Origin of the sequence: Pseudomonas sp. EL_65y_Pfl1_R83, from assembly GCF_963970695.1 — a bacterium.
In the GTDB taxonomy this organism is placed as follows: domain Bacteria; phylum Pseudomonadota; class Gammaproteobacteria; order Pseudomonadales; family Pseudomonadaceae; genus Aquipseudomonas; species Aquipseudomonas tritici.
On sequence record NZ_CAXAQI010000005.1, the window covers coordinates 239487 to 265748 of the forward strand.

27 protein-coding genes and 1 pseudogene are annotated in these 26262 nt (G+C 60.3%); 7 read left to right on the forward strand and 21 right to left on the reverse strand.

The window, feature by feature from the left end; all coding sequences use genetic code 11:
- The first annotated feature begins 80 nt into the window (after positions 1-80).
- The 4 genes from AACY08_RS09490 to AACY08_RS09505 all read left to right on the forward strand — a co-directional run bounded on the left by AACY08_RS09490 (position 81) and on the right by AACY08_RS09505 (position 3730).
- Entirely contained in the window at positions 81-881 is an 801-nt protein-coding gene (locus AACY08_RS09490) for a transporter substrate-binding domain-containing protein (RefSeq protein ID WP_339469194.1), read from the forward strand.
- A gap of 219 nt (positions 882-1100) precedes the next feature.
- Positions 1101-1898 carry a transporter substrate-binding domain-containing protein gene (locus AACY08_RS09495; protein ID WP_339415527.1) on the forward strand — a complete coding sequence of 266 codons (798 nt, stop codon included), beginning with the start codon at positions 1101-1103 and terminating at the stop codon, positions 1896-1898.
- A 145-nt stretch (positions 1899-2043) separates the two neighbouring features.
- Positions 2044-3003 carry an amino acid ABC transporter permease gene (locus AACY08_RS09500; protein ID WP_339415528.1) on the forward strand — a complete coding sequence of 320 codons (960 nt, stop codon included), beginning with the start codon at positions 2044-2046 and terminating at the stop codon, positions 3001-3003.
- Positions 2996-3730, forward strand: coding sequence for an amino acid ABC transporter ATP-binding protein (locus tag AACY08_RS09505; RefSeq protein WP_339469195.1), 735 nt, complete (start codon positions 2996-2998; stop codon positions 3728-3730). The genes AACY08_RS09500 and AACY08_RS09505 overlap by 8 nt, the downstream gene beginning before the upstream one ends.
- A gap of 16 nt (positions 3731-3746) precedes the next feature.
- On the opposite strand, the gene AACY08_RS09510 is transcribed toward AACY08_RS09505, so the two are convergent.
- The 12 genes and pseudogenes from AACY08_RS09510 to ubiE form a co-directional block, all read right to left on the reverse strand.
- Entirely contained in the window at positions 3747-5654 is a 1908-nt protein-coding gene (locus AACY08_RS09510; RefSeq protein WP_339469196.1) for a methyl-accepting chemotaxis protein, read from the reverse strand.
- A 128-nt stretch (positions 5655-5782) separates the two neighbouring features.
- Complete coding sequence (locus tag AACY08_RS30425) at positions 5783-6655, reverse strand: methyl-accepting chemotaxis protein (RefSeq protein WP_406958484.1); 873 nt, start codon at positions 6653-6655, stop codon at positions 5783-5785.
- Positions 6641-7699: pseudogene (locus tag AACY08_RS30430) on the reverse strand (methyl-accepting chemotaxis protein); the annotation flags it as partial. The pseudogene AACY08_RS30430 and the gene AACY08_RS30425, both read right to left, overlap by 15 nt.
- 111 nt (positions 7700-7810) lie before the next feature.
- Complete coding sequence (locus tag AACY08_RS09520; protein WP_339469198.1) at positions 7811-8518, reverse strand: 16S rRNA (uracil(1498)-N(3))-methyltransferase; 708 nt, start codon at positions 8516-8518, stop codon at positions 7811-7813.
- Entirely contained in the window at positions 8515-9306 is a 792-nt protein-coding gene (gene tatC, locus AACY08_RS09525; RefSeq protein WP_339415533.1) for a twin-arginine translocase subunit TatC, read from the reverse strand. Before tatC ends, AACY08_RS09520 begins: the two co-directional genes overlap by 4 nt.
- On the reverse strand, positions 9303-9707 hold the full coding sequence (gene tatB / locus AACY08_RS09530; RefSeq protein ID WP_339469199.1) for a Sec-independent protein translocase protein TatB: 405 nt from the start codon (positions 9705-9707) through the stop codon (positions 9303-9305). The genes tatC and tatB overlap by 4 nt, the downstream gene beginning before the upstream one ends.
- Positions 9708-9717: 10 nt before the next feature.
- Complete coding sequence (locus tag AACY08_RS09535) at positions 9718-9996, reverse strand: twin-arginine translocase TatA/TatE family subunit (protein ID WP_105695034.1); 279 nt, start codon at positions 9994-9996, stop codon at positions 9718-9720.
- Between the two features lie 25 nt (positions 9997-10021).
- On the reverse strand, positions 10022-10354 hold the full coding sequence (locus AACY08_RS09540) for a phosphoribosyl-ATP diphosphatase (RefSeq protein ID WP_049710425.1): 333 nt from the start codon (positions 10352-10354) through the stop codon (positions 10022-10024).
- A gap of 2 nt (positions 10355-10356) precedes the next feature.
- Positions 10357-10749 carry a phosphoribosyl-AMP cyclohydrolase gene (gene hisI, locus AACY08_RS09545; protein ID WP_032893977.1) on the reverse strand — a complete coding sequence of 131 codons (393 nt, stop codon included), beginning with the start codon at positions 10747-10749 and terminating at the stop codon, positions 10357-10359.
- Positions 10750-10790: 41 nt separating this feature from the next.
- Positions 10791-12395 carry a ubiquinone biosynthesis regulatory protein kinase UbiB gene (gene ubiB / locus AACY08_RS09550; RefSeq protein WP_339469200.1) on the reverse strand — a complete coding sequence of 535 codons (1605 nt, stop codon included), beginning with the start codon at positions 12393-12395 and terminating at the stop codon, positions 10791-10793.
- Complete coding sequence (locus AACY08_RS09555) at positions 12392-13015, reverse strand: ubiquinone biosynthesis accessory factor UbiJ (RefSeq protein WP_065875742.1); 624 nt, start codon at positions 13013-13015, stop codon at positions 12392-12394. Before AACY08_RS09555 ends, ubiB begins: the two co-directional genes overlap by 4 nt.
- On the reverse strand, positions 13015-13785 hold the full coding sequence (gene ubiE / locus AACY08_RS09560; protein WP_339415537.1) for a bifunctional demethylmenaquinone methyltransferase/2-methoxy-6-polyprenyl-1,4-benzoquinol methylase UbiE: 771 nt from the start codon (positions 13783-13785) through the stop codon (positions 13015-13017). Before ubiE ends, AACY08_RS09555 begins: the two co-directional genes overlap by 1 nt.
- A gap of 145 nt (positions 13786-13930) precedes the next feature.
- Here ubiE and AACY08_RS09565 point away from each other — a divergent pair, with 145 nt between their 5' ends.
- The 3 genes from AACY08_RS09565 (at position 13931) to AACY08_RS09575 (ending at position 15676) form a co-directional block, all read left to right on the forward strand.
- Complete coding sequence (locus AACY08_RS09565; RefSeq protein ID WP_339415538.1) at positions 13931-14206, forward strand: polyhydroxyalkanoic acid system family protein; 276 nt, start codon at positions 13931-13933, stop codon at positions 14204-14206.
- Between the two features lie 105 nt (positions 14207-14311).
- Positions 14312-14734, forward strand: a complete 423-nt coding sequence (locus tag AACY08_RS09570) for a phasin family protein (protein ID WP_065875741.1) — start codon at positions 14312-14314, stop codon at positions 14732-14734.
- 12 nt (positions 14735-14746) lie between these two features.
- Positions 14747-15676, forward strand: coding sequence for a phasin family protein (locus AACY08_RS09575; RefSeq protein ID WP_339469201.1), 930 nt, complete (start codon positions 14747-14749; stop codon positions 15674-15676).
- A gap of 147 nt (positions 15677-15823) precedes the next feature.
- On the opposite strand, the gene AACY08_RS09580 is transcribed toward AACY08_RS09575, so the two are convergent.
- The 9 genes from AACY08_RS09580 to argS all read right to left on the reverse strand — a co-directional run bounded on the left by AACY08_RS09580 (position 15824) and on the right by argS (position 26174).
- A complete protein-coding gene (locus AACY08_RS09580) occupies positions 15824-16444 on the reverse strand; it encodes a TetR/AcrR family transcriptional regulator (protein WP_339469202.1) in 621 nt (206 codons plus the stop codon).
- A gap of 27 nt (positions 16445-16471) precedes the next feature.
- Complete coding sequence (gene phaC, locus AACY08_RS09585; RefSeq protein WP_339469203.1) at positions 16472-18154, reverse strand: class II poly(R)-hydroxyalkanoic acid synthase; 1683 nt, start codon at positions 18152-18154, stop codon at positions 16472-16474.
- Between the two features lie 88 nt (positions 18155-18242).
- Complete coding sequence (phaZ, locus tag AACY08_RS09590; RefSeq protein WP_339469204.1) at positions 18243-19088, reverse strand: poly(3-hydroxyalkanoate) depolymerase; 846 nt, start codon at positions 19086-19088, stop codon at positions 18243-18245.
- An 84-nt stretch (positions 19089-19172) separates the two neighbouring features.
- The gene (phaC, locus tag AACY08_RS09595; RefSeq protein WP_339469205.1) at positions 19173-20852 is read right to left on the reverse strand and encodes a class II poly(R)-hydroxyalkanoic acid synthase; all 1680 of its coding nucleotides are present in this window, start codon (positions 20850-20852) and stop codon (positions 19173-19175) included.
- A 252-nt stretch (positions 20853-21104) separates the two neighbouring features.
- A complete protein-coding gene (locus tag AACY08_RS09600) occupies positions 21105-21482 on the reverse strand; it encodes a DUF971 domain-containing protein (protein ID WP_314561598.1) in 378 nt (125 codons plus the stop codon).
- Between the two features lie 82 nt (positions 21483-21564).
- A complete protein-coding gene (gene hslU / locus AACY08_RS09605; protein WP_339415544.1) occupies positions 21565-22902 on the reverse strand; it encodes an ATP-dependent protease ATPase subunit HslU in 1338 nt (445 codons plus the stop codon).
- 37 nt (positions 22903-22939) lie between these two features.
- Positions 22940-23470 (reverse strand): ATP-dependent protease subunit HslV, encoded by a 531-nt coding sequence (hslV, locus tag AACY08_RS09610; protein ID WP_049710414.1) that lies wholly within the window; start codon positions 23468-23470, stop codon positions 22940-22942.
- A gap of 255 nt (positions 23471-23725) precedes the next feature.
- Positions 23726-24436, reverse strand: a complete 711-nt coding sequence (locus AACY08_RS09615) for an SPOR domain-containing protein (RefSeq protein WP_339415545.1) — start codon at positions 24434-24436, stop codon at positions 23726-23728.
- A 1-nt stretch (position 24437) separates the two neighbouring features.
- Positions 24438-26174: an arginine--tRNA ligase gene (gene argS / locus AACY08_RS09620; RefSeq protein WP_339469207.1), complete on the reverse strand. Its 1737-nt coding sequence runs from the start codon at positions 26172-26174 to the stop codon at positions 24438-24440.
- Between the last annotated feature and the right edge of the window lie 88 nt (positions 26175-26262).

Consider the following 26262-nt stretch of genomic DNA (forward strand, 5'->3'; position numbering starts at 1 on the left):
GACCCTCGTCCAAGGCGTATTGCCGTGCCCGTGGCTGAGTTAGCATCGCCCCCGGATTTGACTCGGCCACTGGGGTATTCATGAGCAAAGGCTATTGTTCGGCGCTGTTGATAGGCGCTGTCGCATTGATTCACATAGGCCTGGCACAGGCAGGCGCGATTGACGACGCGGTTCGACGCGGTGTGCTGAAAGTCGGCACCACGCCCACTTACATGCCCTTTGAAATGACCGATAAACAAGGGCGCATCGTCGGCTTTGAAATCGACCTGCTCAAGGTCATGAGCCAAGCCTTGGGGGTTGATCTTGAATTGGTTGCAGTGCCTTACAACGAGTTGGTGGAGGGGTTGCAGGCGAAAAATTTCGACCTGATCGGCAGCGGTATGACCGTCACCCAGGAACGCAACATTAAGCTGAACTTCAGCGATTCGTTCATCGTGGTCGGTCAGTCAGTGTTGTTGCATCCACGTCTCATGGGCAAGGTCGCCAGTGTCGAAGACCTGGACGACGCCAGCTATCGAATCGCTACCGCCGAAGGCACCACCGGCGAGTCAGCGGCGCGACGGTTTCTGGGGGCGGCCCGGCTCAGCAGTTTTGCAACGCCGGAAGAGGGCGTGCGCCAAGTGGTGCAAGGCGAGGCCGATGCCTTTATTCATGACGCCCCCTACAACCTCATCGCCTTGAGTCGCCCGGAAAACAGCGCGCTGCTGGCGCTTGAGCAACCCTTCACCTTTGAACCCCTGGCGTTTGGCTTGAAGAAAGGCGATTTCGACAGCCTCAACTGGATCAACCACTTCCTCAACCAGGTTGCCCTGGATGGGACCTACGATCGCTTGCACGACAAGTGGTTTAAGGAAACGGCCTGGATGGCGGAAATCGACTGAAAGTTATAACTCTTTACACATCAGTCCGTTACTGCTGCGCTCTGCCCAAGTAGCTATGCGTGCGCTTTGCCGTAGCGTTGCTGGGCTTTTCCGAGATACGCCGATAACAAATAGCCGTGAAACCTTTGTGGCGGGAGGCGAGTGGGTTAGGATCGCACCCCGAAATGGTGCAGCCCTTTTGCGCGCCGACCTTACAAGAATCGTTCAGGGGACTTGATGATGAAGAAGTATCTTTCGATGCTGCTGCTTGGCGTCACCGCGCTGGTCGCGGCCAACGCGGCCCAGGCCGGCGCAATCGATGATGCGGTCAAGCGCGGCACGCTGAAAGTCGGCATGGACCCGACCTACATGCCGTTTGAAATGACCGACAAGCGCGGTGAAATCATCGGCTTCGAAGTCGACATCCTCAAGGCCATGGCCAAGTCCATGGGCGTCAAGCTGGAGCTGGTATCCACTGGCTATGACGGCATCATCCCGGCCTTCCTGACCGGCAAGTTCGACATGATCGGCAGCGGCATGACCCTGACCCAGGAACGCAACCTGCGCCTGAACTTCAGCGAGCCCTTCATCGTGGTCGGCCAGACCCTGCTGATTCGCAAGGAGCTGGAAGGCACCATCAAGTCCTACAAAGACCTGAACGACGAGAAATACCGCCTGACCTCCAAGCTGGGTACCACGGGCGAGATGGTCGCCAAGAAGCTGATCTCCAAGGCCAAGTACCACGGCTACGATAACGAGCAGGAAGGCGTGCTGGACGTGGTCAACGGCAAGGCCGATGCCTTTGTGTATGACGCACCGTACAACGTGGTTGCCCAGAAGAAAGTCGGTAGCGGCAAGCTGGTGTTCCTCGAAGAACCGTTCACCTTCGAACCCCTGGCGTTTGGCCTGAAAAAAGGCGACTACGACAGCATCAACTTCATCAACAACTTCCTGCACCAGATCCGCAACGACGGCACCTACGATCGTATCCATGACAAGTGGTTCAAGCGCTCCGAGTGGCTCAAGGATATGGAATAAGCCAGGCTGAATACCGAGTCGCGTCCTTCGCGAGCAAGCCCGCTCCCAGATTCGACCGCATTCTCATGTTGGAACTCGGTCAAATTTGGGAGCGGGCTTGCTCGCGAAGGCGGCCTCACAGGCGACACAAAACCCGGAAAGTAAAATGAAACAGAAAAAAGCCCAATGGCCCTGGCACCTGCTGACCGTGGTCGTGCTGGTCGGCCTGGCTGGCGCCTTGTACTACGCCACCTCGCTGATGTCCTACGAGTGGCGTTGGAACCGCGTGCCGCAATACTTCGTCTACCAGGCTGAGACGTCCCAGCGTGCCGCCGACATCTCCACGGTTGTCGAACTGGTGCGCAAAGGCGATGTGGCTGAAGTGACCCTGCGCAACGACGCGGGTGCCGAGCAAAGGCTGACCGTTGCCGACAACAGCCTGCAAGTGGCGCGTGGCGACGATGTGGCCGAAGGCGACGTGGTGGGCGTGACCCGGCATTGGGCGTTGGGCCCTTTGATGTGGGGGTTGTGGACCACGCTGTGGCTGTCGGTGGTATCCGGCATCCTCGGGCTGGCGATCGGGCTGGCGACCGGCTTGTGCCGACTGTCCAATAACCCGACCCTACGCGATCTGTCGACGATCTACGTCGAGCTGGTGCGCGGCACGCCGCTGTTGGTGCAAATCTTCATTTTCTATTTCTTTATCGGCACGGTACTTAACCTGTCCCGGGAATTCGCCGGGATCGCCGCGCTGTCGCTGTTCACTGGCGCGTATGTGGCGGAAATCGTGCGCGCTGGCGTGCAGTCCATCACCCGTGGCCAGAACGAAGCCGCTCGCTCCCTGGGCCTGAGCGCGAGCCAGTCGATGCGCCATGTGGTATTGCCGCAGGCGTTCAAGCGCGTGCTGCCGCCGTTGGCCGGGCAATTTATCAGCCTGGTAAAGGACACTTCCCTGGTGTCGGTGATCGCGATTACCGAACTGCTCAAGAGCGGCCGCGAGGTGATCACCACTTCGTTCTCGCCGTTTGAAATCCTGTTCTGCGTCGCAGGCCTGTACCTGCTGATCAACCTGCCGCTGTCGAAAATCGCCAGTCGGCTTGAGCGGAGGCTCGCGCAAAGTGATTGAAGTCCGCGATCTGGTAAAAGTCTTCGACACCCGTGGCCAAGTGGTGCGCGCGGTGGACCACGTCACCACCCAGGTGGCCAAGGGCGAAGTGCTGGTGGTGATCGGCCCGTCGGGCTCCGGCAAGTCGACCTTCCTGCGTTGTCTTAATGGCCTTGAGGCGTTCGACTCCGGCTCGGTGAGCATCGACGGCCTGCAACTGGCTGATCCGAAAACCGACGTCAACGCCTACCGCCGTGAAGTTGGCATGGTGTTCCAGCACTTCAATCTGTTCCCTCACATGACTGTGCTGGAAAACCTGTGCCTGGCGCAGAAAGTCGTGCGCAAGCGCGGGAAGGCGGAGCGTGAGGCCAAGGCCCTGGCGCTGCTGGAGAAGGTCGGTATCGCGCAAAAGGCCAATGAGTTTCCATCCCGATTGTCCGGCGGCCAGCAACAACGGGTCGCGATTGCCCGAGCCCTGGCGATGGAGCCCAAGGTGATGCTCTTTGATGAGCCCACCTCGGCGCTCGACCCGGAAATGGTCGGCGAGGTGCTGGACGTGATGAAGACCCTGGCCCTGGAAGGCATGACCATGGTCTGCGTCACCCACGAAATGGGCTTTGCCCGTGAAGTGGCCGACCGCGTGCTGTTTTTCGACCATGGCAAGTTGCTGGAAGACGCGGCCCCGGCCGAGTTCTTCGCTGCGCCCAAAGACCCTAGGGCCCAGGCATTCCTGCGCCAAGTCCTCTGATGTCGCGAGCCACAGGTCAGAGCCGGAACGTGTCGACCAGTGTCTGCAGATCCAGGCTCAGCCGCGTCAACTGAACACTGGCCGCCGCCGTCTCCTCGCTGGCGGCCGCTGTTTGCTCCGACACGTCACGCACTTTCATCACGCTGCGATTTATTTCCTCGGCCACGGCACTTTGTTGCTCGGCGGCAGCGGCAATCTGCGGGTTCATTTCCTGGATGATCGAGACTGTCCGGATAATGGCTGCCAATGCATCGCCTGCGTCGCGGCTCCGGTCGACACTGTTGTCGGTCAGCGCGCGGCTGCCGTCCATAATGTCTGCCACCTGTTGGGTGCCGGTGTGCAGGCCGCAGATCAGTCCTTCGATTTCTTCAGCGGATGCCTGCGTGCGCAAGGCCAGGCTGCGGACTTCATCGGCGACCACGGCAAACCCTTCGCCTGCCGTGCCCGCACGCGCCGCTTCAATGGCCGCGTTCAGGGCCAGCAGGTTGGTTTGTTGAGACACTGATTTGATGACGTCCAGCACACCTCCGATTTTTTGGCTTTCGCGTTGCAATGCAATCATCGCCTGGCTGGAGCGCTCCATTTCATGGGCCAGATGGCCTATCTGCTCCACCGCCAGCCCGACGACCTTGTCCCCGGTGCTGGCTTGTTGATCGGCCTCATTGGCCGCCGCCGATGCTTGTTCGGCATGTCGTGCGACTTCTTGGGCGGTGGCGAGCATTTCATTCATCGCTGTGGCCATCTGGTCTGTTTCGTCTTTCTGATCATTGATCCCGGCGCGGGTCTGCTCGGTGACGGCTGAGAGCTGCGTGGCGGCGCTGGCGATCTGCTGGGCGCTGTTGCCAATGCTGCTGATCAGGCTGCGCAGGTTGCGGGTCATTTGCCCGATGCTTTGCTGCAACTGGCCCAGTTCGTCGCGACGTTCCACCTGGATGTCGTGGCTCAAGTCGCCGTCGGCGACACGGTGGGCGGCAGTGAGGATTTCTCGCAGCGGCACGGCAATCTGCCGGGCGATCCACCAGGCGGCAAATGAACCCAGCAACAAGGCGGCCACCGTGACACCCGAGAGCAGGGTGCGGGTATGGTCAGCCTCACTGTCGCGCTGGATGGTCTGGCTTTGGCTCAGCAGTTCATTGTGTTCCAGTAACTGGTTGAGTTGTTGTTCAAAGCGGTTCTGTACGGTCTCAGTGGTGAGCTGGGCTTCCTTGAGCGTGAGGAGCTGCGCACGGTAGTTCGCCAGGTCTGTTTTGAGCAGGGCCGAATCGACAGGCAGGCGAGTCACGGCGGCCTGAGCAACGTCCAGCGCGTCGAGGGTGTTGCTGACGTCGTCGGCGTAGGCTTGCAACGTTTCGGCCGCCCAGGCGGGACTCTGGGCGCGATCCTCGGCCTGCTCCATGACTTGGCGCAGGTTTTCAATCGCATCCAGTGCTTGCTGGTCTTGCTGGTCAGGCAGTTCGCTGGCCAGTTGCGCGAGGGTGTCGCTGGCCTGCAGCGCTATCGCGTGGAGCGGGGGGCGAGTATTGTCGCGCCGTTCGATCAAGGGCGGCAGTTCTACGAGCGTGGCTTTGAAACTGGCCACCAGGCGTTCCGCTTCCTGGATGCGCCGCAGTTCCGCCGGGTCCTCAAGGTGGTTTGCAAGGTCGCGCAGATGCTGGTCGATGGTTTCAATCTGTTGCGCCATCTTGCCCAGGCTGGCGGTGTCAGTGAGGGTGCGGTAAACGATACGGTCGGCGCGCATCGCCTCCGCGACAGCCGCCAGTTGGCACAGTGTCGACAAGTTGCTTGAGCGTAGAAGTACGTCATTCAGGGCCTGCCAGCCGGTCACGGCGATGACGAGGCTGAGGACCAGCACCTGGCCAAAGCCCAGGGCGAGTTTGATACGGACGCTGGCGTTGACCAGCAAGCGGGTCAGCCGAGGAAACATGGTGAACCTCCAAATCTGAAAAAGCGCCTAGACCAACGCTAAATCGATTCGGGGTGATGGCGGGCTGATAACTACGTAGGAAGTTTCACAAGTTGCGGCGGCCTCGACTGGCCGCCGCGTAGGACCGATCAGATACGGAAACGTCCGACCAGCGTCTGCAAGTAGATGCCCAGACGTGCCAGTTCAGCACTGGACGCGGCGGTTTCTTCACTGGCCGAGGAGGTTTGTTCCGACACATCGCGCACGTTCAGTACGCTGCGATTGATCTCTTCAGCCACGGCGCTTTGTTGCTCGGCGGCGGTGGCGATCTGCGAGTTCATTGCCTGGATGGTCGAGACCGTGCGGGTGATGTTCGCCAAGGCGCTGCCGGCACGGCGGGTCAGTTCAACGCTGCTGTCGGTCAGGCCACGGCTGTTATCCATGATGGTCGCCACCTGTTGGGTGCCGTTTTGCAGGCCGACAATCAGCTCTTCGATCTCTTCGGTGGACTTCTGCGTACGTTGGGCCAGGCTGCGCACTTCATCGGCCACCACCGCAAAGCCGCGCCCGGCTTCACCGGCACGCGCGGCTTCAATCGCGGCGTTGAGGGCCAGCAGGTTGGTTTGCTGGGCCACGGACTTGATCACGTCGAGCACGCTGCCGATCTTGTCGCTTTCGCGCTTCAAGTCGCCCATGGCAGCGGTGGAGTTGCCGACTTCGGTGGCCAGGCGTTCGATCTGAGCGATGGCTTCACCGACCACTTTATCGCCCTCACGGGCTTGCTGGTCTGCGGCTACGGCGGCTTCGGACGCTTCCTCGGCGTTGCGTGCGACTTCCTGCACGGTGGCGGCCATTTCGTTCATGGCAGTGGCGACCTGGTCGGTCTCGATTTTCTGGCTGTTGACCCCGGCGCTGGTCTGCTCGGTAACGGCAGACAGTTGCTCGGCGGCGCTGGCGATCTGGGTGACGCCGTCGCTGATCCCGCCAATCAGCTCACGCAGGCCGACGGTCATGCTTTGCATGGCGCGTTGCAGTTGGCCCAGTTCGTCCTGGCGCAGGGAGTTCAGGTTGTGGCTCAGGTCACCCAAGGCCACGCGCTCGGCCACCTGGAGGGTCTCGTTCAGCGGGAGGATGATCTGACGGGTGATGGCCCACGCGGCGGCCAGGCCAAAGATCAGCGCGAGTGTCGCGGCCAACAGCAACAATTGTTTGGCGCGTGCGGCGTCCGTATCGCGCACAACCGTTTGCGAGGCGGTCAGTTTGTTGCTGCGGTCCAGCATTAGGGAGCCCTGGCTGACCATGATTTTCAAGGCCCCGGCGCTGGAGACTTGAGAGTCACGGTATTGGCTCACCGCTGCACGGTAGGCTTGCAGCGAAACGCCGGCCTGTTGCAGGTTTTTTGTATATTGCTCGGGTAGCTGGCTATCGAGGGCGGTGATTTTCTTCAAGGCGTTGTCGATGGCGTCCAGCGCTGGTTGCTCGGCCTCGACCTTGCCGCTATAGGTGTAGCCACGCACCTGGAAGCGGGCTTGCTGGATCAGCTTGCTCAAATCGACAACGCTGTTGAACTGGCTCACGTTGTCGCCTTGCAGCAGGGCTTTTTCGATCTCACTCACGTTGGCCACTGCGTTGTCGGCCGTGTCGCCCAGTTTGCTGCGGGCGTTTTCCCGGTTGGCGCCGGCCTGCACCATGGCCTCGAATGCGCGCTTGTACTGGTCGACCGCCGCGAGTTGATCATCGATCAAGGCAATGTCAGCGGGCTGCTCAATGAGTGCACGTGCGGTTTTCAGGCCGCTATCCAGTTGGCCGAGAAAACCATTGACCGTCGTCGGACCCTGCTCGCCACGGCGCATTTCAAAGTCCAGGCGCGCTAAGCGCAAGTCCTTGCTCAGGTCGTTGAGGCTGGCGATATACCCCAGTTTGTCGCCGCGACTGATCACGCTGGAGAGCCCGGTCCAGCCGGTGAACGTGATCATCAGCGTCAGCAGCAATACCAGCCCGAAGCCCACGCCCAGCTTGGTTTTGACACTGACATTCCCCAGCTTTTCGGCTAACCATCGATGCATGCTGCAAACTCCCCTGGAACAAGGTTTGGACTTATTCGAAGGCTATCGGCACGCACGCAGGATTCTGTAGCGACACAGCTCCAATGTGGGAGCGTCTGTTGGACCGAGTAGTTAGAAAAGTCGGGCGAGGAGGGCGGTGACGGCGGTTTCGACGCGCAGGATGCGCGCCCCGAGCTGCACGGGCTGCATGCCGGCCTTGGCCAGCAAGTCCACTTCGTAGGGGATCCAGCCGCCTTCCGGACCAATCGCCAGGGTCACCGGCTCATCCAGCCCACGCGGGCAGGCCGGGTAATCGCCGGGGTGACCGATCAGGCCCAGGGTGCCTTCAGTCATGGCCGGCAGGCGGTCTTCGACGAACGGTTTGAAGCGCTTTTCGATAACGATCTCGGGCAGCACCGTATCCCGCGCCTGCTCCAGGCCTAGGATCAGTTGCTCGCGAATCGCCTCGGGCTCCAGGAATGGGGTTTGCCAGAAGCTCTTTTCGACCCGGTAGCTGTTCAGCAGCACTACCTTGGGCACGCCCATGGCGGCCACGGCCTGCAGCACCCGGCGCAGCATTTTCGGGCGCGGCAGGGCCAGCAGCAGGGTCAGCGGCAGTTTGGCCGGTGGCGGCTGGTCGACGCTCACTTGCAGCTCGGCTTCACCGGCGTCCAGGCGCAGCAACTGCGCATTGCCCATCAGCCCGCCGATACGGCCGACGCGCAGGCTGTCGCCGACGGCGGCGCGGTGGACTTCCTGCATATGCACCAGGCGCCGATCGCGCAGCACCACTCGCTCGGCCGTAATAAAATCGGCCTCTTCCAGCAGCAGCAGGTTCACGGCTGGGTCGCTGGCGGCTGGTCGTCGTCGGCGGGTTGATCATCCCGGTGTTCGCCGCGCTTGCTGATCAAGGCACTGAACAGGATGCCAATTTCGAACAGCATCCACATCGGCACGGCCAGCAGCGTCTGGGAGAAGATATCCGGCGGCGTGAGGATCATGCCGACCACGAAGCAGCCGATGATCACGTAGGGGCGGATCTTTTTCAGGTACGACACGTTGACCACGCCGATCCACACCAGCAGCACCACGGCCACCGGGATTTCGAAGGCCACGCCAAAGGCGAAGAACAACGTCATCACGAAGTCGAGGTAGCTGGTGATGTCGGTCATCATCTCCACGCCGGCCGGAGTGGCTGCGGCGAAGAACTTGAAGATCAACGGGAACACCAGGAAGTACGCGAACGCCATGCCGGTGTAGAACAGCAGGATGCTCGACACCAGCAACGGCACCGCGATGCGCTTCTCATGCTTGTACAGGCCCGGCGCGATAAAGCCCCAGATCTGGTGCAGGATCACCGGGATCGCCAGGAACAGCGAAACCATCATGGTCAGCTTCAACGGCGTGAGGAACGGCGACGAAACATCGGTGGCGATCATCGTCGCGCCGGCCGGCAGGTACTGGCGCAGTGGCGTCGAAACAAAGGTGTAGATCTGCTGGGTAAAGGCGAACAACCCGGCAAAAATGATGAAGATGGCCGCTACGCAACGCAGCAGGCGGGTACGCAGCTCAGTGAGGTGCGAGACCAGCGGCATATGCTGGTCGTTTTCCGGTTTATCAGCGCTCATGGGGCTCGCGGCGGCAATGTAGGGTCATGGGGCGCGGGCGACGCAATGGGCGTCGGCGCAGGCTCGGTTGGCGCGGTCGGTGCCACGGGGGCGGTTTCAGCGACGGGCGCGATGCTGTGTTCGGCCACAGGCTGCGCCGGTTTGGCGGGCTCCTGCACGGGCGACAGAATCTTTCGCGTTTCCTGTTCCAACGACAGAATGTGCTCGTTGTGCAGTTGCCGACGAATCTCGTCGGCGCCGATTTCCCGTTCAACTTCCTGTTTGATGGCGTTGAAACTGCGTTTCAGGCGCCCGATCCACAGGCCGGCCGTGCGCGCTGCACCGGGCAGGCGTTCCGGCCCCAATACCAGCAAGGCCACGAGGCCGACGAGCAGCAGTTCAGAGAAGCTGATACCAAACATTAGTCAGTGCTCACGAGTCTTTGCGGGTCGGCTCTTCGACTTTCTCAGCCTGCACGTCGAAGGTACGACGCTCGGTGATCGGCTGGGCGGCCTGCGGGTGCACAGGCTGGGCCGGCGGTACCGGATTGGCGACCGGGTCGGCCGGTTTTTCATCATCGTTCATGGCTTTGCGAAAGCCCTTGATCGACTCGCCCACGTCGGTACCGAGGTTTTTGAGTTTCTTGGTGCCGAACACCAGTACCACGACCACCAGAATGACGATCCAGTGTTTCCAGTCAAAAATGCCCATGCTGCAAATCCTCAGTCAACGTTATTCAAGTGGACGGACGCGAAGCCTTTTCGGCATGCCCGGACAAGCCAAAGCGACGGTCCAGTTCATCCAGTACAGCCTGCGGATGCTGCCCCAGTTGGGCGAGCATGACCAGGCTGTGGAACCAAAGGTCGGCGGTTTCGTAGATCACATCGCTGCAGTCGCCGCTGATTTGCGCGTCTTTGGCCGCGATGATGGTCTCGACGGATTCTTCGCCGAGTTTTTCCAGAATCTTGTTCAGGCCCTTGTGATACAGGCTGGCGACATAGGAGCTGTCGGCATCCGCACCTTTGCGGTCCTCCAGCACCTGGGCCACACGGTTCAGGGTATCGCTCATGTCTAGTGTCCTGCCGGGTAGATGGCGTGCGGGTCTTTGAGTACCGGCTCGACGATCTTCCATTCGCCATTCTCGAACACGCGATAGAAGCAGCTGTGACGGCCGGTATGGCAAGCGATGCCGCCGATCTGCTCGACCTTGAGGATCACCACGTCGGCGTCGCAGTCCAGGCGTAGCTCGTGCAAGGTTTGCACGTGCCCGGACTCTTCGCCCTTGCGCCACAGTTTGCCACGCGAGCGTGACCAGTAGATGGCGCGCTGCTCAGCGGCAGTGAGGCTCAGGGCCTCGCGGTTCATCCAGGCCATCATCAGCACGCGCCCGGTCTTGTAGTCCTGGGCAATGGCCGGCACCAGGCCGTCACTGTCCCACTTGATCTCGTCCAGCCAGTCTTTCATGTTCGGCTCCGGCAATTTGCGACAGTGTATAACCGGATTGGCTATCGACGCACGATCAGATAAACACCCACGGCGACCATGATGCCAGCCGGCCAGTGCCCCAGAGGGTTCAGCGGGCCCCCAATCGCCAGCATTACGCCGCCGACCAGATGGGCTGCACCCAGCAGGCGCAGGAACCAGTCGTCCTTGCGTTTCTGCCACAGCGGCGCCGGGTCCTTGGCGTGGGGCTGGGACATGCGCTCCAACAAGTCGCGGGTCATGTTGGCCAGATGCGGCAGTTGTTCCATCTGACTGTGCAGGTTGCCCAGCATGGTCTTCGGGCTCATCCGCTCGCGCATCCAGCGCTCCAGGAACGGTTGGGCGGTGTTCCACAGGTCGAGGTCCGGGTACAGCTGACGGCCCAGGCCTTCGATGTTCAGCAGGGTCTTTTGCAACAGCACCAGCTGCGGCTGCACTTCCATATTGAAGCGCCGCGCGGTCTGGAACAGGCGCATCAGCACCTGGCCGAATGAAATATCTTTTAACGGTTTTTCAAAGATCGGCTCGCACACGGTGCGGATCGCCGCTTCGAATTCGTTGAGTTTGGTTTCTGCCGGTACCCAGCCCGAGTCGATGTGCAACTGCGCCACGCGGCGATAGTCACGCTTGAAGAAGGCAAACAGGTTACGCGCCAGGTAGTCCTGGTCCTCCGGGGTCAGGCTGCCGACGATACCGCAGTCGATCGCAATGTATTGCGGGCTCCACGGGTTGACGGTGCTGACGAAGATGTTGCCCGGGTGCATGTCGGCGTGGAAGAAACTGTCACGGAACACCTGGGTGAAGAAAATCTCCACACCACGCTCGGCGAGCATCTTCATGTCGGTACGCTGGTCGGCCAGGGTCGCAAGGTCGGTGACCTGCACGCCGTAGATGCGCTCCATCACCAGCACTTTGGGTCGGCACCAGTCCCAATACACTTGCGGCACGTACAGCAACGGCGAGCCTTCGAAGTTGCGCTTGAGCTGGCTGGCGTTGGCCGCTTCGCGCAGCAGGTCGAGTTCGTCGTAGATGGTTTTTTCGTAGTCGGCGACCACGTCCACTGGGTGCAACAGGCGCGCATCGGCGCTGAAGCGCTCGGCGGCGCGGGCGAGGATGAACAACCACGCCAGGTCCTGTCCGATGATTGGCTTGAGGCCTGGACGGATCACCTTCACCACCACTTCTTCGCCGGTCTTGAGCCGCGCTGCGTGCACTTGCGCGACCGAGGCCGAGGCCAGTGGCTCGACGTCGAAGCGGCTGAAGACTTCGCTGATCTTCTTGCCAAGCTGCTCTTCGATCAGCTTCATCGATTGCTGGGAATCGAAGGGTGGCACGCGGTCCTGCAGCAGCATCAGCTCGTCGGCGATGTCTTCCGGCAACAAATCGCGACGGGTCGAGAGGATCTGCCCGAACTTGATAAAGATCGGCCCCAGGTCCTGCAAGGCCAGGCGCAGGCGTGCGCCCCTGCTCAGCTCCAGCTGTTTACGCGGGAACCAACGCCATGGCAGCACATAGCGCACGGCAAGCAGGAACCACGGCAGGGGCAGGGCGAACAGCAGGTCATCAAGGCGGTAGCGGATTACGACGCGCTGGATACGAAACAAACGGCGGACGGCAAGCAGCTTCATGCGTTATCGCTTGGATCAAGGGAACGGCTCAGGCGCTCGAAGCGTGCCTCAAGGCGTTCCAGGTCGATTTTGGCCTTGTCTAGTTCACGAAAGCGCGCTTGCGCTTCCCGTTCTCCGACCAGGGTGCGCGATTCTTCGCTCAGGTATTCGGCAAGGTTCTGGTTGAGGCTGGCGAACCCTTGCTGGTACCAACGCGACCTGCTGCGCAGGTGTCCGCTGATCAACTGGGTAGCCACGGGGCCGATCCAGCGGGACAGCTCGTATTCCCAGTCCAGTTCCAGGTCTTGCAACACGGCGGCGAGGTCCATCAGCGCCGCGCTGTCGCCTTCCAGCTCCACTTCGGCACTGTGCAGGATGGCGGTCTTGTTGCGACTCAGGGCCAGGTGCAACAGGCTCGATGCCGGCGCACGCAAGGTGCAATCGGCCTCGGCGGCCCACTGGCTCGCAAGCATCAGGCCTTCATCGCTGGGCAGGATAAACAGCTGCAAGGCGGGGCTGCGGCAATCGACGGCAATGACTTTGCCGTTGAGGTGCGCAAGCCGCGCCAGGGCGGTGCTGTCCAGGCGCAGTACACGATTGAGGCCGTGTTCGACGCTGGCGAGAAGTCCGGCGAACAACATCAGGGCTTGATGCCGCGGTGCAGCGCGACGACGCCCGAGGTCATGTTGTGGTAAGTCACGCGGTCGAAACCGGCCTCTACCATCATCGACTTGAGGGTTTCCTGGTCAGGGTGCATGCGGATCGATTCGGCCAGGTAGCGGTAGCTCTCGGCGTCATTGGTGATCAGCTTGCCCATCAACGGCATGAAGGCGAACGAGTAGGTGTCGTAGACCTTGGACATCAGCGCGTTGGTCGGCTTGGAGAATTCCAGCACCAACAGGCGGCCGCCCGGCTTGAGCACGCGCAGCATCGAGCGGATCGCGTCTTCCTTGTGGGTCACGTTGCGCAGGCCGAAAGCGATGGTCACGCAGTCGAAATGGTTGTCGGGGAACGGCAGCTTTTCAGCGTCGGCCTGGACGAATTCGATATTGCCGGCCACGCCTTTGTCGAGCAGGCGGTCGCGACCGACCTTGAGCATCGACCCGTTGATGTCCGCCAACACCACCTGGCCGGTCGGGCCAACGAGCTTGGAGAACTTCGCTGCCAGGTCGCCCGTGCCGCCGGCGATATCCAACACGCGGTTGCCGGTGCGTACACCCGACAGCTCGATGGTGAAGCGCTTCCACAGGCGGTGCATACCGCCCGACAGCACGTCGTTCATCAGGTCGTACTTGGCGGCTACAGAGTGGAACACCTCAGCGACTTTTTCCGCTTTTTGGCTTTCCGGGACGTTCTTGAAGCCGAAGTGAGTGGTGGGTTCGGCATCGCTGCCTTTGCGCTGATCAGTCATATCGCTGTCACCAAAAGAGAATGCGGCACATGATAATCCCCAAGGCCTGCTTTGTCTTGGCAAGGCTGCAGGTAAGATAGGTCATCACAGAGACCTTTTGCCGCATGGAAGGTTTACAACGTCGCTATAAAGAGGAGTCATTGCAATGGCCCGTATAACCGTTGAGCGTGCACATTCCCTGGGTAAAGAAGGCGCACGGGCAAAGGCCGACAAGTTGGCGCAAAAACTCAAGGAGCAATATGGCCTCGAGCCGTCGTGGTCCGGGGACACCTTGAACCTCAAGCGTTCAGGGGTGAAAGGCACGGTAGTAGTGGCCGACGATTCTTTACGCATTGATGTGGAACTGGGCCTGTTGATGTCGGCCATGAGCGGCTCCATCAAGTCTGAAATTGAAAAGGCGCTGGATAAGGCGCTGGCGTGATCCGCTCGTTCTTAGGGTGCCGATTCTAATTTTTCACCCTACTTTGTGCCCAAGCCCTCAACTCCTGCGGGCCGTTCCTCCACCCTATTCTGCGTGAGGTGCACCATGGCCAAAGTTATCCTGAAGAAAAAAATCGACGTCGAGACCACTACGCTGAGCGACGTTAAATCCTACGCCCGCAAGATCTGGCTGGCAGGACTTGGTGCCTATGCCAAGGTTGGAAGTGAGGGCGGCGAGTATTTCAAAGAGCTGGTTAAAACTGGTCAACATGTTGAAAGTAAAGGTAAAAAAGTTGCAGTTGAACAACTTGAGGCCGCCAACAGTCAGATTGATCAAGTCAAGAGTAATGTCTCCTCCGTCAAAGGCCTGGTAGAAGTTCAGCTGGATAAAGTTGAAAAAGCTTTTGATACTCGTGTTGCAAGTGCCTTGAATCGAATCGGCATTGCGTCTAAACATGACGTTGAGACACTCTCTGCTAAGCTCGAAGAGCTGACGACATTGCTAGAACGTGTCGCGCGTAAACACTAAGGAGACATCGGGATGGCTGTTAAAAAGACTACTCAGAAAGAAGGCAGCTCGTGGGTCGGGGAAGTTGAAAAATATTCCCGTAAGATCTGGCTTGCTGGTTTAGGCGTGTACTCGAAGGTTAGCAGTGACGGTGGCAAGTACTTCGAGACTTTGGTCAAGGACGGCGAGAAGGCCGAGAAGTTGACCAAAACCACGGTTGGTAAAAAAGTTGATGCGGCCAAGGCAACTGCCGGTTCCGCCAAATCGAGCATTTCTGACACTTGGGGCAAGTTGGAAGAAACTTTCGACAAGCGCCTTAACAGTGCCATTTCGCGACTGGGCGTGCCTAGCAAAGCAGAACTGAAGACGCTGCACAGTAAGGTCGATACCCTGACCAAGCAAATTGAAAAGCTGACGGGTGCCAAAGTAGCTCCGGCGAAAACTGCCGCCGCTAAACCCGCTGCCAAGCCGGCTGCTAAAACCGCTGCTGCCAAACCTGCCGTGAAAGCTGCCGCCAAACCGGCTGCCAAAGCTGCGACCAAGGCACCAGCCAAAGTTGCTGCTAAACCAGCCGCCAAGCCTGCGGCAAAAACGGCAGCTGCCAAGCCCGCCGCAAAGCCTGCTGCTAAACCGGTAGCCGCTAAAGCTGCTGCTAAGCCCGCAGCCAAGGCAGCAGCAAAACCAGCCGCCAAGCCTGCGGCTAAAACCGCAGCTGCAAAGCCTGCTGCCAAACCAGCATCCAAGCCCGCCGCCGCGAAGCCGGTCGCGAAACCTGTTGCAGCCAAACCTGCTGCAAAACCAGCCGCCGCGAAGAAGCCAGCAGTAGCGAAAAAACCAGCCGCACCCAAGCCTGCTGCTCCGGCACCAACCGCTTCCACAGCCAACTCGGTGTCCGCACCGACGCCTGCTGCTGTGACCCCGACTGCAACGCCGGCAACCCCGACGCCATCCAGTCAGTCCTGATTTTCCCCAGGACACAAAAAATGCCCGGCCTGCAAAGGTCGGGTATTTTTTATGGGTGGGAGCTGGCTTGCCTGCGATTGCGGGGTGTCAGGCCCCACGTGAGCTGACGGGTCAAGTGCTCTCGCAGGCAAGCCAGCTCTCACATTTTCAGATGGGGTCATCCAGGTATTTCAGCGCGAACGTCTCGGTTGCGAGTCGCGCCGGCAATAACAGATGCGGCGCCACCAACATCATGATTTGGTACACCACCACCCGCACCTCGCCTTCACGGTCGAGAATCCGCTGGTAATCCAGGGAAAACAACAAGGTCATGGTGATCTGCTCCACCAGTTGCCCCAAGGCTTGAGTGCCACTCACCAACTGCCCCGCCGCCTTCAGCCTCGCCAGCAACGAAGCCAGGGTGCGCTTGAGCGCCGTGAGCAGGTTGCGAATACCTTTGGCCAGCTTTGGCAGGCGCCCGGCCAGGTTCGACAGGTCCTGGAACAGGAACCGGTAATGGGCCATACGCTCGACGATCAGGTGCAGGAACAGCCAGTAATCCTCGGCTTCCAGCTGTGCGTCGGCGGGTGGGTTGAGCAGCGGCGCCAGCTCATTCTGAAAGCGCTCGAACAGGCCGAGGACCAGCGGCTCCTTGCCATGGAAGTGGTAGTAAAGGTTGCCGGGGCTGATCCCAATTTCATTGGCCACCTCCATGGTCGACACGTTCGGCTCGCCCTTCTGGTTGAACAACTGCAGGGCACATTCAAGGATACGGTCGCGCGTCTTCATCCAGTCTTCTTAATGTGATCGTTGAGCTCAACGCACCCGAACATAGGTGCCAGGCGCTGCTTCCATCGGTGGGTAATTCTGGTTGCCCAGGGCGGTGAGGGTTTCGCGTTGCACGCCTGAGCGTTGCTGGATCCACTCCAGCCATTGCGGCCACCAGCTACCCTCGATGTGGTGGGCGTCGTAGTACCAGGCGCGCGGGTCGCTGCTCATCTTAGGGTTTTCGACGTAATTGGCCTTTGGGTTGCCCGGCGGGTTGAGGATGCTCTGGATGTGCCCGCTGTTGGAGAGCACGAAGCGTCGCTCACCGCCCAGCAGTTGGGTCGAGCGGTACACCGCGTCCCACGGCGTGATGTGGTCGTTGATCCCGGCCACACTGAAACTGTCCACCGTGACCTTTTGCAGATCGATAGGCGTGCCGCACACCTCCAGGCCGCCGGGATGGCTGAGTGGGTTGTGCTTGAAGAAGTCCAGCAGGTCGCCGTGCAGCGCGGCGGGCAGGCGCGTGTTGTCGTTGTTCCAGTACAGGATGTCGAAGGCCGGCGGCTCCTTGCCCAGCAGGTAGTTGTTGATCCAATAGTTCCAGATCAGGTCATTGGGGCGCATCCAGGCAAAGACTTTGGCCATGTCGCGGCCATCCAGCACGCCTTGCTGGTAAGAGCGGCGCTTGGCGGCTTCCAGGGTTTGCTCGTCGGCGAAGAGTGTGGCGGGGCTGTCGATCTGGCTGTCCAGCAGGCTGACCAGGTAGCTGGCGCTGGAGACGCGCCGCAACTGACGCTTGGCTTGCAGGTGGCCTTGCAGCGCGGCGATGGTCAGGCCGCCGGCGCAGGCGCCCATCAGGTTGACCTCGCGCGCGCCGGTGATCGTCCGGCACACGTTGAGCGCTTCTTCTGCGGCGGCGACGTAGGTCGAAAGGCCCCATTCGCGGTGCCGCACGTCCGGGTTTCGCCAACTGATCATGAAGGTCTGCAGGCCGTTTTTCAGGGCGTATTGCACAAAGCTGTTGGCCGGGCTCAGGTCGAAAATGTAGTACTTGTTGATTTGCGGCGGCACCACCAGCAGGGGCTTGGCATATTGTTTTTCGCTCATGGGCTTGTACTGGATCAGCTCCAGCAGCTCATTGCGAAACACCACTGAGCCGGGTGTAGTGGCGACCGTCTTGCCCACTTCGAACGCGTGCTTGCTCACCTGGCGTGGTAGGCCATTGTTGTGCAGCAGGTCCTCGAACAGGTTACTCACGCCGCGCACCACACTGTTGCCACCGGAGTTGAGCAGTTCCTTGATGGCCAGCGGGTTGAGCAGGCTGTTGGAAGGCGAGACGGCATCGTTGAACAGGGCGAACGCAAAATGCGCCCGTGCCCGGTCATCGTCGCTCAGGGTGCTGTCGTCAATCCACTGGCGTGATTGCTTCTGCCAGCTCAAATAGGCTTGCAGGCTGCGCCGGTACAGGGGGTTGAGTTTCCAGGTGGGGTCGGTGAAGCGGCTGTCATTGGGGTTGGGCGCATGCACGGTTTCGCCCAGCAATACACGGCCCAATTGCCCGCCCAGCGCCACGGCGTGGCGCGCGGTATGCACCGGGTTGCGCAAGCCGTGGGCGGCGACGCTGCGCAGGGTTGACAGTAAATCCCGGCCTCGCAGGCCGGTGATCGCATTTTGCGCATTGATGAACGCGGCAGGGGTGGGCGCCGGGTTCGTCACGGGTCTTTCTCGCATGAGCCAACACTCCTTCGTCAAGCCATCAACAGGCACGCCAATTCAGAACCATAGTCGGTTCCTGGCAAGTTGCGCGGCGGTGTGGTCCTTACACCGCCGGTCGCGGATGAATCACCGCGCGCATGCGCTCCTCTTCGAGAAATTTCATGATGATCGGCGCCACGGCTTCGGCCCGGGTGATCAGGAATAGGTGGCCATCATCGATGACGTGCAACTGCGCATTGGGAATGCGCCAGGCGAGCATGCGCATGTTGATCAGGGGGATCAGTGGGTCGTCGTCCCCGGCCAGCACCAGGGTGGGTTGGCGGATTTTGTGCAGCCAATGGATGCTGGTCCAACCCAGCCCGGCAAACAGCTGCCAGTAGTAACCCAGCTTGCCGGCCGAGCGCACTTTGCTCGCGTGTTCGGCGGCCAGTTTCGAATCGCGGCGGAACGAGCCGCCGTAAATCATCGGCGCAATGCGCACCACGTGGGACGGTTGGATGTAGCGGCGTGGGCTGGCCATCAGCCACAGCACTTTGGGCTTGCCCGGCACCATCACCGCACCCGCTGCCGTGGCCGCGAGGATCAGCTTTTTACAACGCTCCGGGTAGTCGTAGGCGAATTGCTGCGCTAGCGCGCCACCCCACGACACACCCACTGCGTTGACCTGGCCGTAGTCCAGGTAATCGAGCATGCGCGCGGTAAGTTTGGCCAGGCCGGGAAAACGGTAGGGCCGGTTGGGCGTCGACGAACCGCCCACGCCGGGCACATCGAAGGCGATCACTTCCAGGTCCGGGTCCAGCGCCTGGACGAACGGAAACACCAGCTCAAGGTTGGCGCCGATGCCATTGAAGATCAGCAAAGGCGTCAAGTGAGGCTTGCCCGGGCGCACCGCCGTGCGGATGGTCTGGCCATCCAGGTCGATGGTACGGAAGATGAACGGTTGAGGCATGGGGGAACCCTTCGGGTTAGGGGGGCAGTTGCGAGCTTCAAGCTACAAGCTGAACTCAATCAGCTTGAGGCTTGTAGCTTGCAGCTATCGTTCATGCACATATGTTCCCGGCGCCGCTTCGGCTGCGGCGTACGTTTTATTACCTAATGCCGTCGGTGCTTTCTTCAACTTCCCCGCCCGCTCCGCCTGCCATACCTGCCAATGCAGCCACCAGGAATCGGTGTGCTTGGTTGCATTCTCCTGCCATTCCAGCGGTTTCGCCGTGAGGCTGTCACTGGTCTGGTAACGCGCCTTGGGATTGCCCGGTGGATTAAGAATGCTCTGGATGTGACCGCTGCTGGACAACACGAATTCAACCTTCCCACCAAACAGCTGCGCCGACTTGTAGCAAGACTGCCACGGCGTGATGTGGTCGTTGGTGCCGGCCAGTGAATAGATATCGGCGGTGACCTGCTTGAGGTCAATCGGCGTACCGCACACTTCCAGGGCGTTGGCGCGGACCAGTGGATTATTTTTGAACAGTTCGATGAGGTCGCCGTGGAAGGCGGCCGGCAAGCGCGTGGTGTCGTTGTTCCAGAACAAGATATCGAACACCGGCGGCTCATTGCCGAGCAGGTAGTTGTTGACCCAGTAGTTCCAGATCAGGTCGTTGGGGCGCATCCAGGCGAACACCTTGGCCATGTCGCGGCCTTCCAGCACGCCGGCTTGATAGGAATGGCGCTTGGCCGCTTCCAGGGTCTGTTCGTCGACAAACAGCGCCACCTGGGTGTCCAGCGTGGTGTCCAGCACGCTCACCAGCAGGGTCAGTGCGTTGACCTTCTTCTCGCCCAGCGCCGCGTAGTGGCCCAGCAGCGCGGTGCAGGTAATGCCACCGGAGCAGGCGCCGAGCATGTTGATGTCTTTGCTGCCCGTGATCGCGGTGACCACGTCGACCGCTTCCTTGAGCGCTTCGATATAGGTCGACAGGCCCCATTCACGCTGGGCCTTGGTCGGGTTGCGCCAGCTGACGATAAACGTCTGCTGGCCATTGCGCAGGCAAAAGCGCGCCAAGCTCTTATCCGGGCTCAAGTCGAACACATAGAATTTGTTGATCTGCGGCGGCACCACCAACAGCGGGCGCTCGTGCACCTGTTCGGTGATCGGCTTGTACTGGATCAACTCCAGCACGTCGTTGCGAAACACTACGGCACCTTCGGTGGTGCCCAGGCTCTTGCCCACTTCAAAGGCGCCCATGTTGACCTGGCTCGGCATGCCGCCGTTGTGCACCATGTCCTTGGCCAGGTGGGAAAGGCCATCAAGCAGGCTTTTGCCGCCGGTTTCAAAAAAGCGTTTGACCGCCGCCGGGTTGGCCGCGCTGTTGGTCGGGGCCATGGCTTCGGTCATCAGGTTGATCACGAAGTGGCCGCGGCTGACGTCCTGTTCCGACAGGTTGCTGTCGCCGATCCAGTCGTGCAGTTCCTTGCGCCACGCCAGGTAGGTCTGCAAATAACGTTTGTAGAGCGGGTTCTGGCTCCAGGCAGGGTCATGGAAACGACGGTCGTCGCTTTCGGGTACCAGCTGCGATTTGCCGAACATCACATTCTTCAATTCCACGCCAAAATGCGCGACGTGTTTGACGCTGTGCAACGGTTGCTTGATGGCTTGGGTCAGCACCATCTTCGCCGAGGCGAGTAAATCCTTTTTACGTAACGCGATGATCGGGTTCAGCCCCAGGGTGTTTTCCGAGGCCTGGCGTTTCAAGTCATCGTTATTCTTGTTACTCATCTACGACGCTCCATTGTCCGAAAGACGAGTACCCGTTACTGCCGCTGTGCACCCAGTTTCGATACACAACACAAGCCAGGTACTGCGACTCGGGTGACCGTTGATACCGCATCGTCAAATGCAGGGAACTTGCCAGCTCCATTGGTTACCCGAGTTTGATTTTTTTCGCAAGCGGACCAATCGTTGGTCACGCGACAGGGCATTCAAGCAGATGAAATTAGAAAATGCCCTCTAAAGAGCAAGACGCCTGGGCTAGAGCATCAGCCGCACGACCGACTGACTTGGATCGCGGGTTTTGCCGGCCGCTTTGAGTTCGGCAAGGTAGTCGGCCCACAGCGCGTCCTGGCGCACGGCCAATTGGTAGAGGTAGTCCCAGGTGAACAGTCCGCTGTCATGACCGTCGTCGAAGGTCAATTTCAGTGCGTACTGACCGGCCGGTTCTATTTTGACCAAACGCACGTTGAGTTTGCCGAATTGCAGGATGGGTTTGCCGTGACCCTGGACTTCTGCGGAAGGCGAGTGGGTGCGCAGCAGTTCGGCGGGGAGTTGGTACACCTCGTCGGGCCCGTAGGTAAGGCCGAGAGTGTTGGAGGTTTTGTGCAGGTTTACAGCTGTAGGGAATTTGGACATGGGAGCCTCCAGCGGCCAGCCTTAAGCTACAAGCGGCAAGTTGAATGGGCTCAACTTGAAGCTTGTAGCTTACAGCTTGAGCTCACAGAATGTAGCGCGACAGATCTTCGTTCTGCGCCAATTCGCCCAAGTGGCTATTGACGTAATCCGCATCAATTTTGATCACTTCGCCATTCTGCGCACCGGCCAGGTCGCCCGCGCTGAAGGACACTTCCTCCAGCAAACGCTCAAGCAGGGTATGCAGTCGACGCGCACCAATGTTCTCGGTCTTCTCGTTGACCTGCCAGGCGATCTCCGCCAGACGCTTGATGCCGTCCGCTTGGAACTCGATACCCAAGCCTTCGGTTTTCAGCAACTCACGGTATTGCTCGGTGAGAGAAGCATGCGGTTCGCTGAGGATGCGTTCGAAGTCGCCCGGGGTCAGTGCCTTGAGCTCGACGCGAATCGGCAGGCGGCCTTGCAGCTCCGGCACCAGGTCGCTTGGCTTGCTCAGGTGGAAGGCACCGGAGGCGATAAACAGGATGTGGTCGGTCTTGACCATGCCCAGCTTGGTGTTCACGGTGCAGCCTTCGATCAGCGGCAGCAGGTCGCGCTGCACGCCTTCACGGGACACATCCACACCGCCGGAGTTACCGCGCTTGGCGACCTTGTCGATTTCATCGATGAACACAATGCCGTGTTGCTCGACCGCTTCCAGGGCCTTGGCCTTGAGCTCTTCCTCATTCACCAGGCGCCCGGCTTCTTCGTCGCGCACCAGTTTCAGCGCTTCCTTCACCTTGAGCTTGCGGCTTTTCTTTTTGCCCTTGCCCATGTTGGCGAACAGGTTCTGCAACTGGCTGGTCATTTCTTCCATGCCAGGCGGGGCGGAGATGTCGACACCGGAGACTTCGGCGACTTCGATCTCGATTTCCTTGTCGTCCAGCTGGCCTTCACGCAGGCGCTTGCGGAACAGCTGGCGGGTGTTGGAATCCGAGGCCGGTGCGGCGTCTTCGTTGAAACCCGCGCGTGCCGGTGGCAGCAGGGCATCAAGGATGCGTTCTTCCGCGGCGTCTTCGGCGCGATGGCTGACCTTGGTCATTTCCTGCTCGCGCAGCAGTTTCAGCGCGGCATCGGCCAAGTCACGAATGATCGACTCGACGTCGCGGCCCACGTAGCCCACTTCGGTGAACTTGGTGGCTTCGACCTTGATGAACGGTGCATTGGCCAGTTTGGCCAAGCGACGGGCTATTTCGGTTTTACCGACGCCGGTAGGGCCGATCATCAGGATGTTTTTCGGCGTTACTTCAACACGCAGCTCTTCGGGCAGTTGCATGCGGCGCCAGCGGTTACGCAGCGCGATGGCAACGGCGCGCTTGGCATCGTCCTGGCCGATGATATGGCGGTTGAGTTCATGGACGATTTCGCGGGGAGTCATGGACATAGTGTTTGGCGGCCTCAAGCGAGAATAAGCCTACGGCTTATTCGGCGAGGTCCTGCTCCTCAATGGTCTGATTGTGGTTGGTGAACACGCAGATATCGCCGGCAATGCCCAAGGCCGTCTCGACGATTTCGCGGGCCGACAGGTCGGTTTTCTTCAACAGTGCGCTGGCTGCCGCTTGGGCGTAGCCACCGCCGGAACCCATAGCGATCAGGCCATGTTCGGGCTCAACCACATCGCCGTTACCGGTGATGATCAGGGAGGCATCTTTGTTGGCGACGGCCAACATGGCTTCCAGGCGGCTGAGCGTGCGGTCGGTGCGCCATTCTTTGGCGAGCTCGACGGCGGCGCGCACGAGGTGGCCCTGGTGTTTTTCCAGCTGGCCTTCGAAGCGCTCGAAGAGGGTGAAGGCGTCGGCGGTAGCGCCGGCAAAGCCCGCGAGAACCTGGCCGTGGTAAAGGCGACGCACTTTCTTGGCGTTACCTTTCATCACGGTATTGCCAAGGGAAACCTGGCCGTCGCCGCCCATGACGACTTTGCCGTGGCGACGTACTGAAACGATGGTGGTCAAGGGGAGAGTCTCCACGCAGCGGGGCGAAAATGCCCTGATGGAAACTGATATGGGGGTGGCGAGGGGGATTTCAACTGTAGGACGGGAGGGCGGACGAGTTGTGTTTATGTGTCGGACTCGGTCCTGAGACCGCTGAAAATAAATGTGGGAGCTGGCTTGCCTGCGATGGCGGTGTGTCAGTTACTGAAAATATTGACTGTTACACCGCCATCGCAGGCAAGCCAGCTCCCACATTTGTACTGGGTTGGCTGGGAGTTAGCGGCTCTGGCGTTGTTGTAACAACAGGTTGCTAAACCCTGCGCCCGCCAGTTGTTTCTGCGCGACGGTCAGCTGTTCACGGTTGCTGAACGGCCCCACCAGCACGCGGTACCAGGTCGCATCCTTCACCGTACCGGACTCTACCGTCACCGCTTGGCCCAGCAGGATGATCTGCGCGCGCACGCGATCCGCATCCGCCTGTTTCGGGAACGAGCCCGCTTGCAGGAAGAACTTGGTCACCGGCGCTGCCTTGGTCTCGGCGACCGGTGGTGCTGGCGGCGGAGTGATCCCGGCCAATGCGGCCTGGGCGCGCGCGGTGTCGATTTTCGCGGCTTCTGCCGGGGTGACCGGCGTGACCGGCGTGGTCGGCACTTGCGGCGTCGGCAGGGTTTTCTCCGGTACGGCGTCAGGCGGCACGATCACTTCCGATTCCGGCAGCAGCGTGTAGAAGTCGTACTTTGGCTTCACCGGTGCTGTTGGGCTTGGCGCGGTCTTGTTGGCTTCGGCCATTTTGGTGGCTTTCTGCTGCTCCTGTTTGACCCGTTTGACGTCGTCGCCCTGGCCTGGCTCCAGTTTCATCAGGAACACGATAAACGCGCCAACGGTGAGGCCGATGGCCATCCACAGCCAGCCTGGAATAGGCTTCTTTGCCGGGGCCTGGTAACGGCTGGCGCCGCGCTTGGGTGCAGGTTTTTTCTTGGCAGCCAACTTACATACGCTCCAGAGTTTCCAGGCCCAACAGTTCCAGGCCTTGCTTGAGGGTCCGTCCAGCCAGTGCGGCGATGCGCAGACGGCTTTGCTTTTGGGCTTCGTCGTCGGCGGTCAGGATCGGGCAGTTCTCGTAGAAGCTGGAGAACAGGCCCGCGACTTCGTACAGGTAGGTGCACAGAATGTGCGGGGTGCCTTTCTCGCCGACGCTGTTCAGCACTTCGCCGAATTGGGCGAGCTTGGCGGCCAGTTCTTGTTCGTGCGGAGCCTCCAGCACGATCTGGCCGTCAACTTCGCTGAAGTCCTTGCCCAGCTTGCGGAACACGCCAGCCACACGGGTGTAGGCGTACAGCAGGTAAGGCGCCGTGTTGCCTTCGAAATTGAGCATCAGGTCGAAGTTGAAGCTGTAGTCGCTGGTGCGGTGCTTGGACAGGTCGGCGTATTTGACCGCGCCAATGCCCACCACGCGGGCGATGTTGCGCAGGTCGGCTTCGGCCAGCTCCGGGTTCTTTTCCTTCACCAGGGTGTAGGCGCGTTCCTGGGCTTCGGTCAGCAGGTCGATCAGCTTTACCGTGCCGCCATCGCGGGTCTTGAACGGGCGGCCATCGGCGCCGTTCATGGTGCCAAAGCCCATGTGTTCCATGTGCATCGGGTGGGTGACGAAACCGGCTTTGCGCGCTACGGCGAACACTTGCTGGAAGTGCAGGGCCTGGCGCTGGTCGACGAAGTACAGCGCGCGGTCAGCCTTGAGCGTGCCGCTGCGGTAGCGTACAGCCGCCAGGTCAGTGGTGGCGTAGAGGTAGCCGCCATCGGCCTTGACGATGATCACCGGCAGCGGCTCGCCGTCGGCGTTCTTGAATTCGTCGAGGAACACGCACTGGGCACCGTTGCTCTCGACCAGCATGCCAGCAGCCTTCAAGTCGTTGACCACATTGATCAAGTCGTCGTTGTAGGCGCTTTCGCCCATTACATCGGCCATGGTCAACTTGACGTTGAGCAGTTCGTAGATCTTCTGGCAGTGGGACAGCGAGATACCCTTGAATTTGGTCCACAACGCCAGGCATTCGGCATCGCCGGCCTGCAGCTTCACTACCAAGCCACGGGCGCGGTCGGCGAACTCTTCTGACTCATCAAAGCGCTTCTTGGCCGCGCGATAAAAATTTTCCAGGTCTGACAATTCGTCGCTGGTGATCGGGTTTTCCTGCAGGTAGGCCATCAGCATGCCGAACTGGGTGCCCCAGTCGCCGACGTGGTTCTGACGGATGACTTCGTCACCGAGGAACTCCAGGACCCGTGCTACGCCGTCGCCGATGATGGTCGAGCGCAAGTGGCCGACGTGCATCTCTTTGGCCAGGTTGGGGGCCGACAGGTCGACCACGGTGCGCTGGGCCGGGCCGTCTTTGCGCGCGCCCACATGGGCATCGACCAAGGCCGCGTCGAGGCGGTTGGCCAAGGCCTGGGTGTTCTGGAAGAAGTTGATGAAGCCAGGGCCGGCGATTTCGGCCTTGGTGACGCTTTCATCGGCCGGCAGCGCGGCAATGATTTTTTCAGCCAGGTCGCGTGGTTTCATGCCGGCAGGCTTGGACAGCATCATCGCAATGTTGCTGGCGAAGTCGCCGTGGGTCTTGTCGCGGGTGTTTTCCACCTGGATCGCCGGCGTCAGGCCTTCAGGCAACACACCTTCGTTGACGAGTTGGGTGAGGGCTTGTTGGAGCAGCTGGCGAATGGTGTCTTTCATGGTGTTCTCTTTCGACCGCAAGCGGCGGCGCGCGATGCGCAGGTGGAAAAACTGGGCATTATCCGTGGCGAGGGCGGGCTTGCCAACC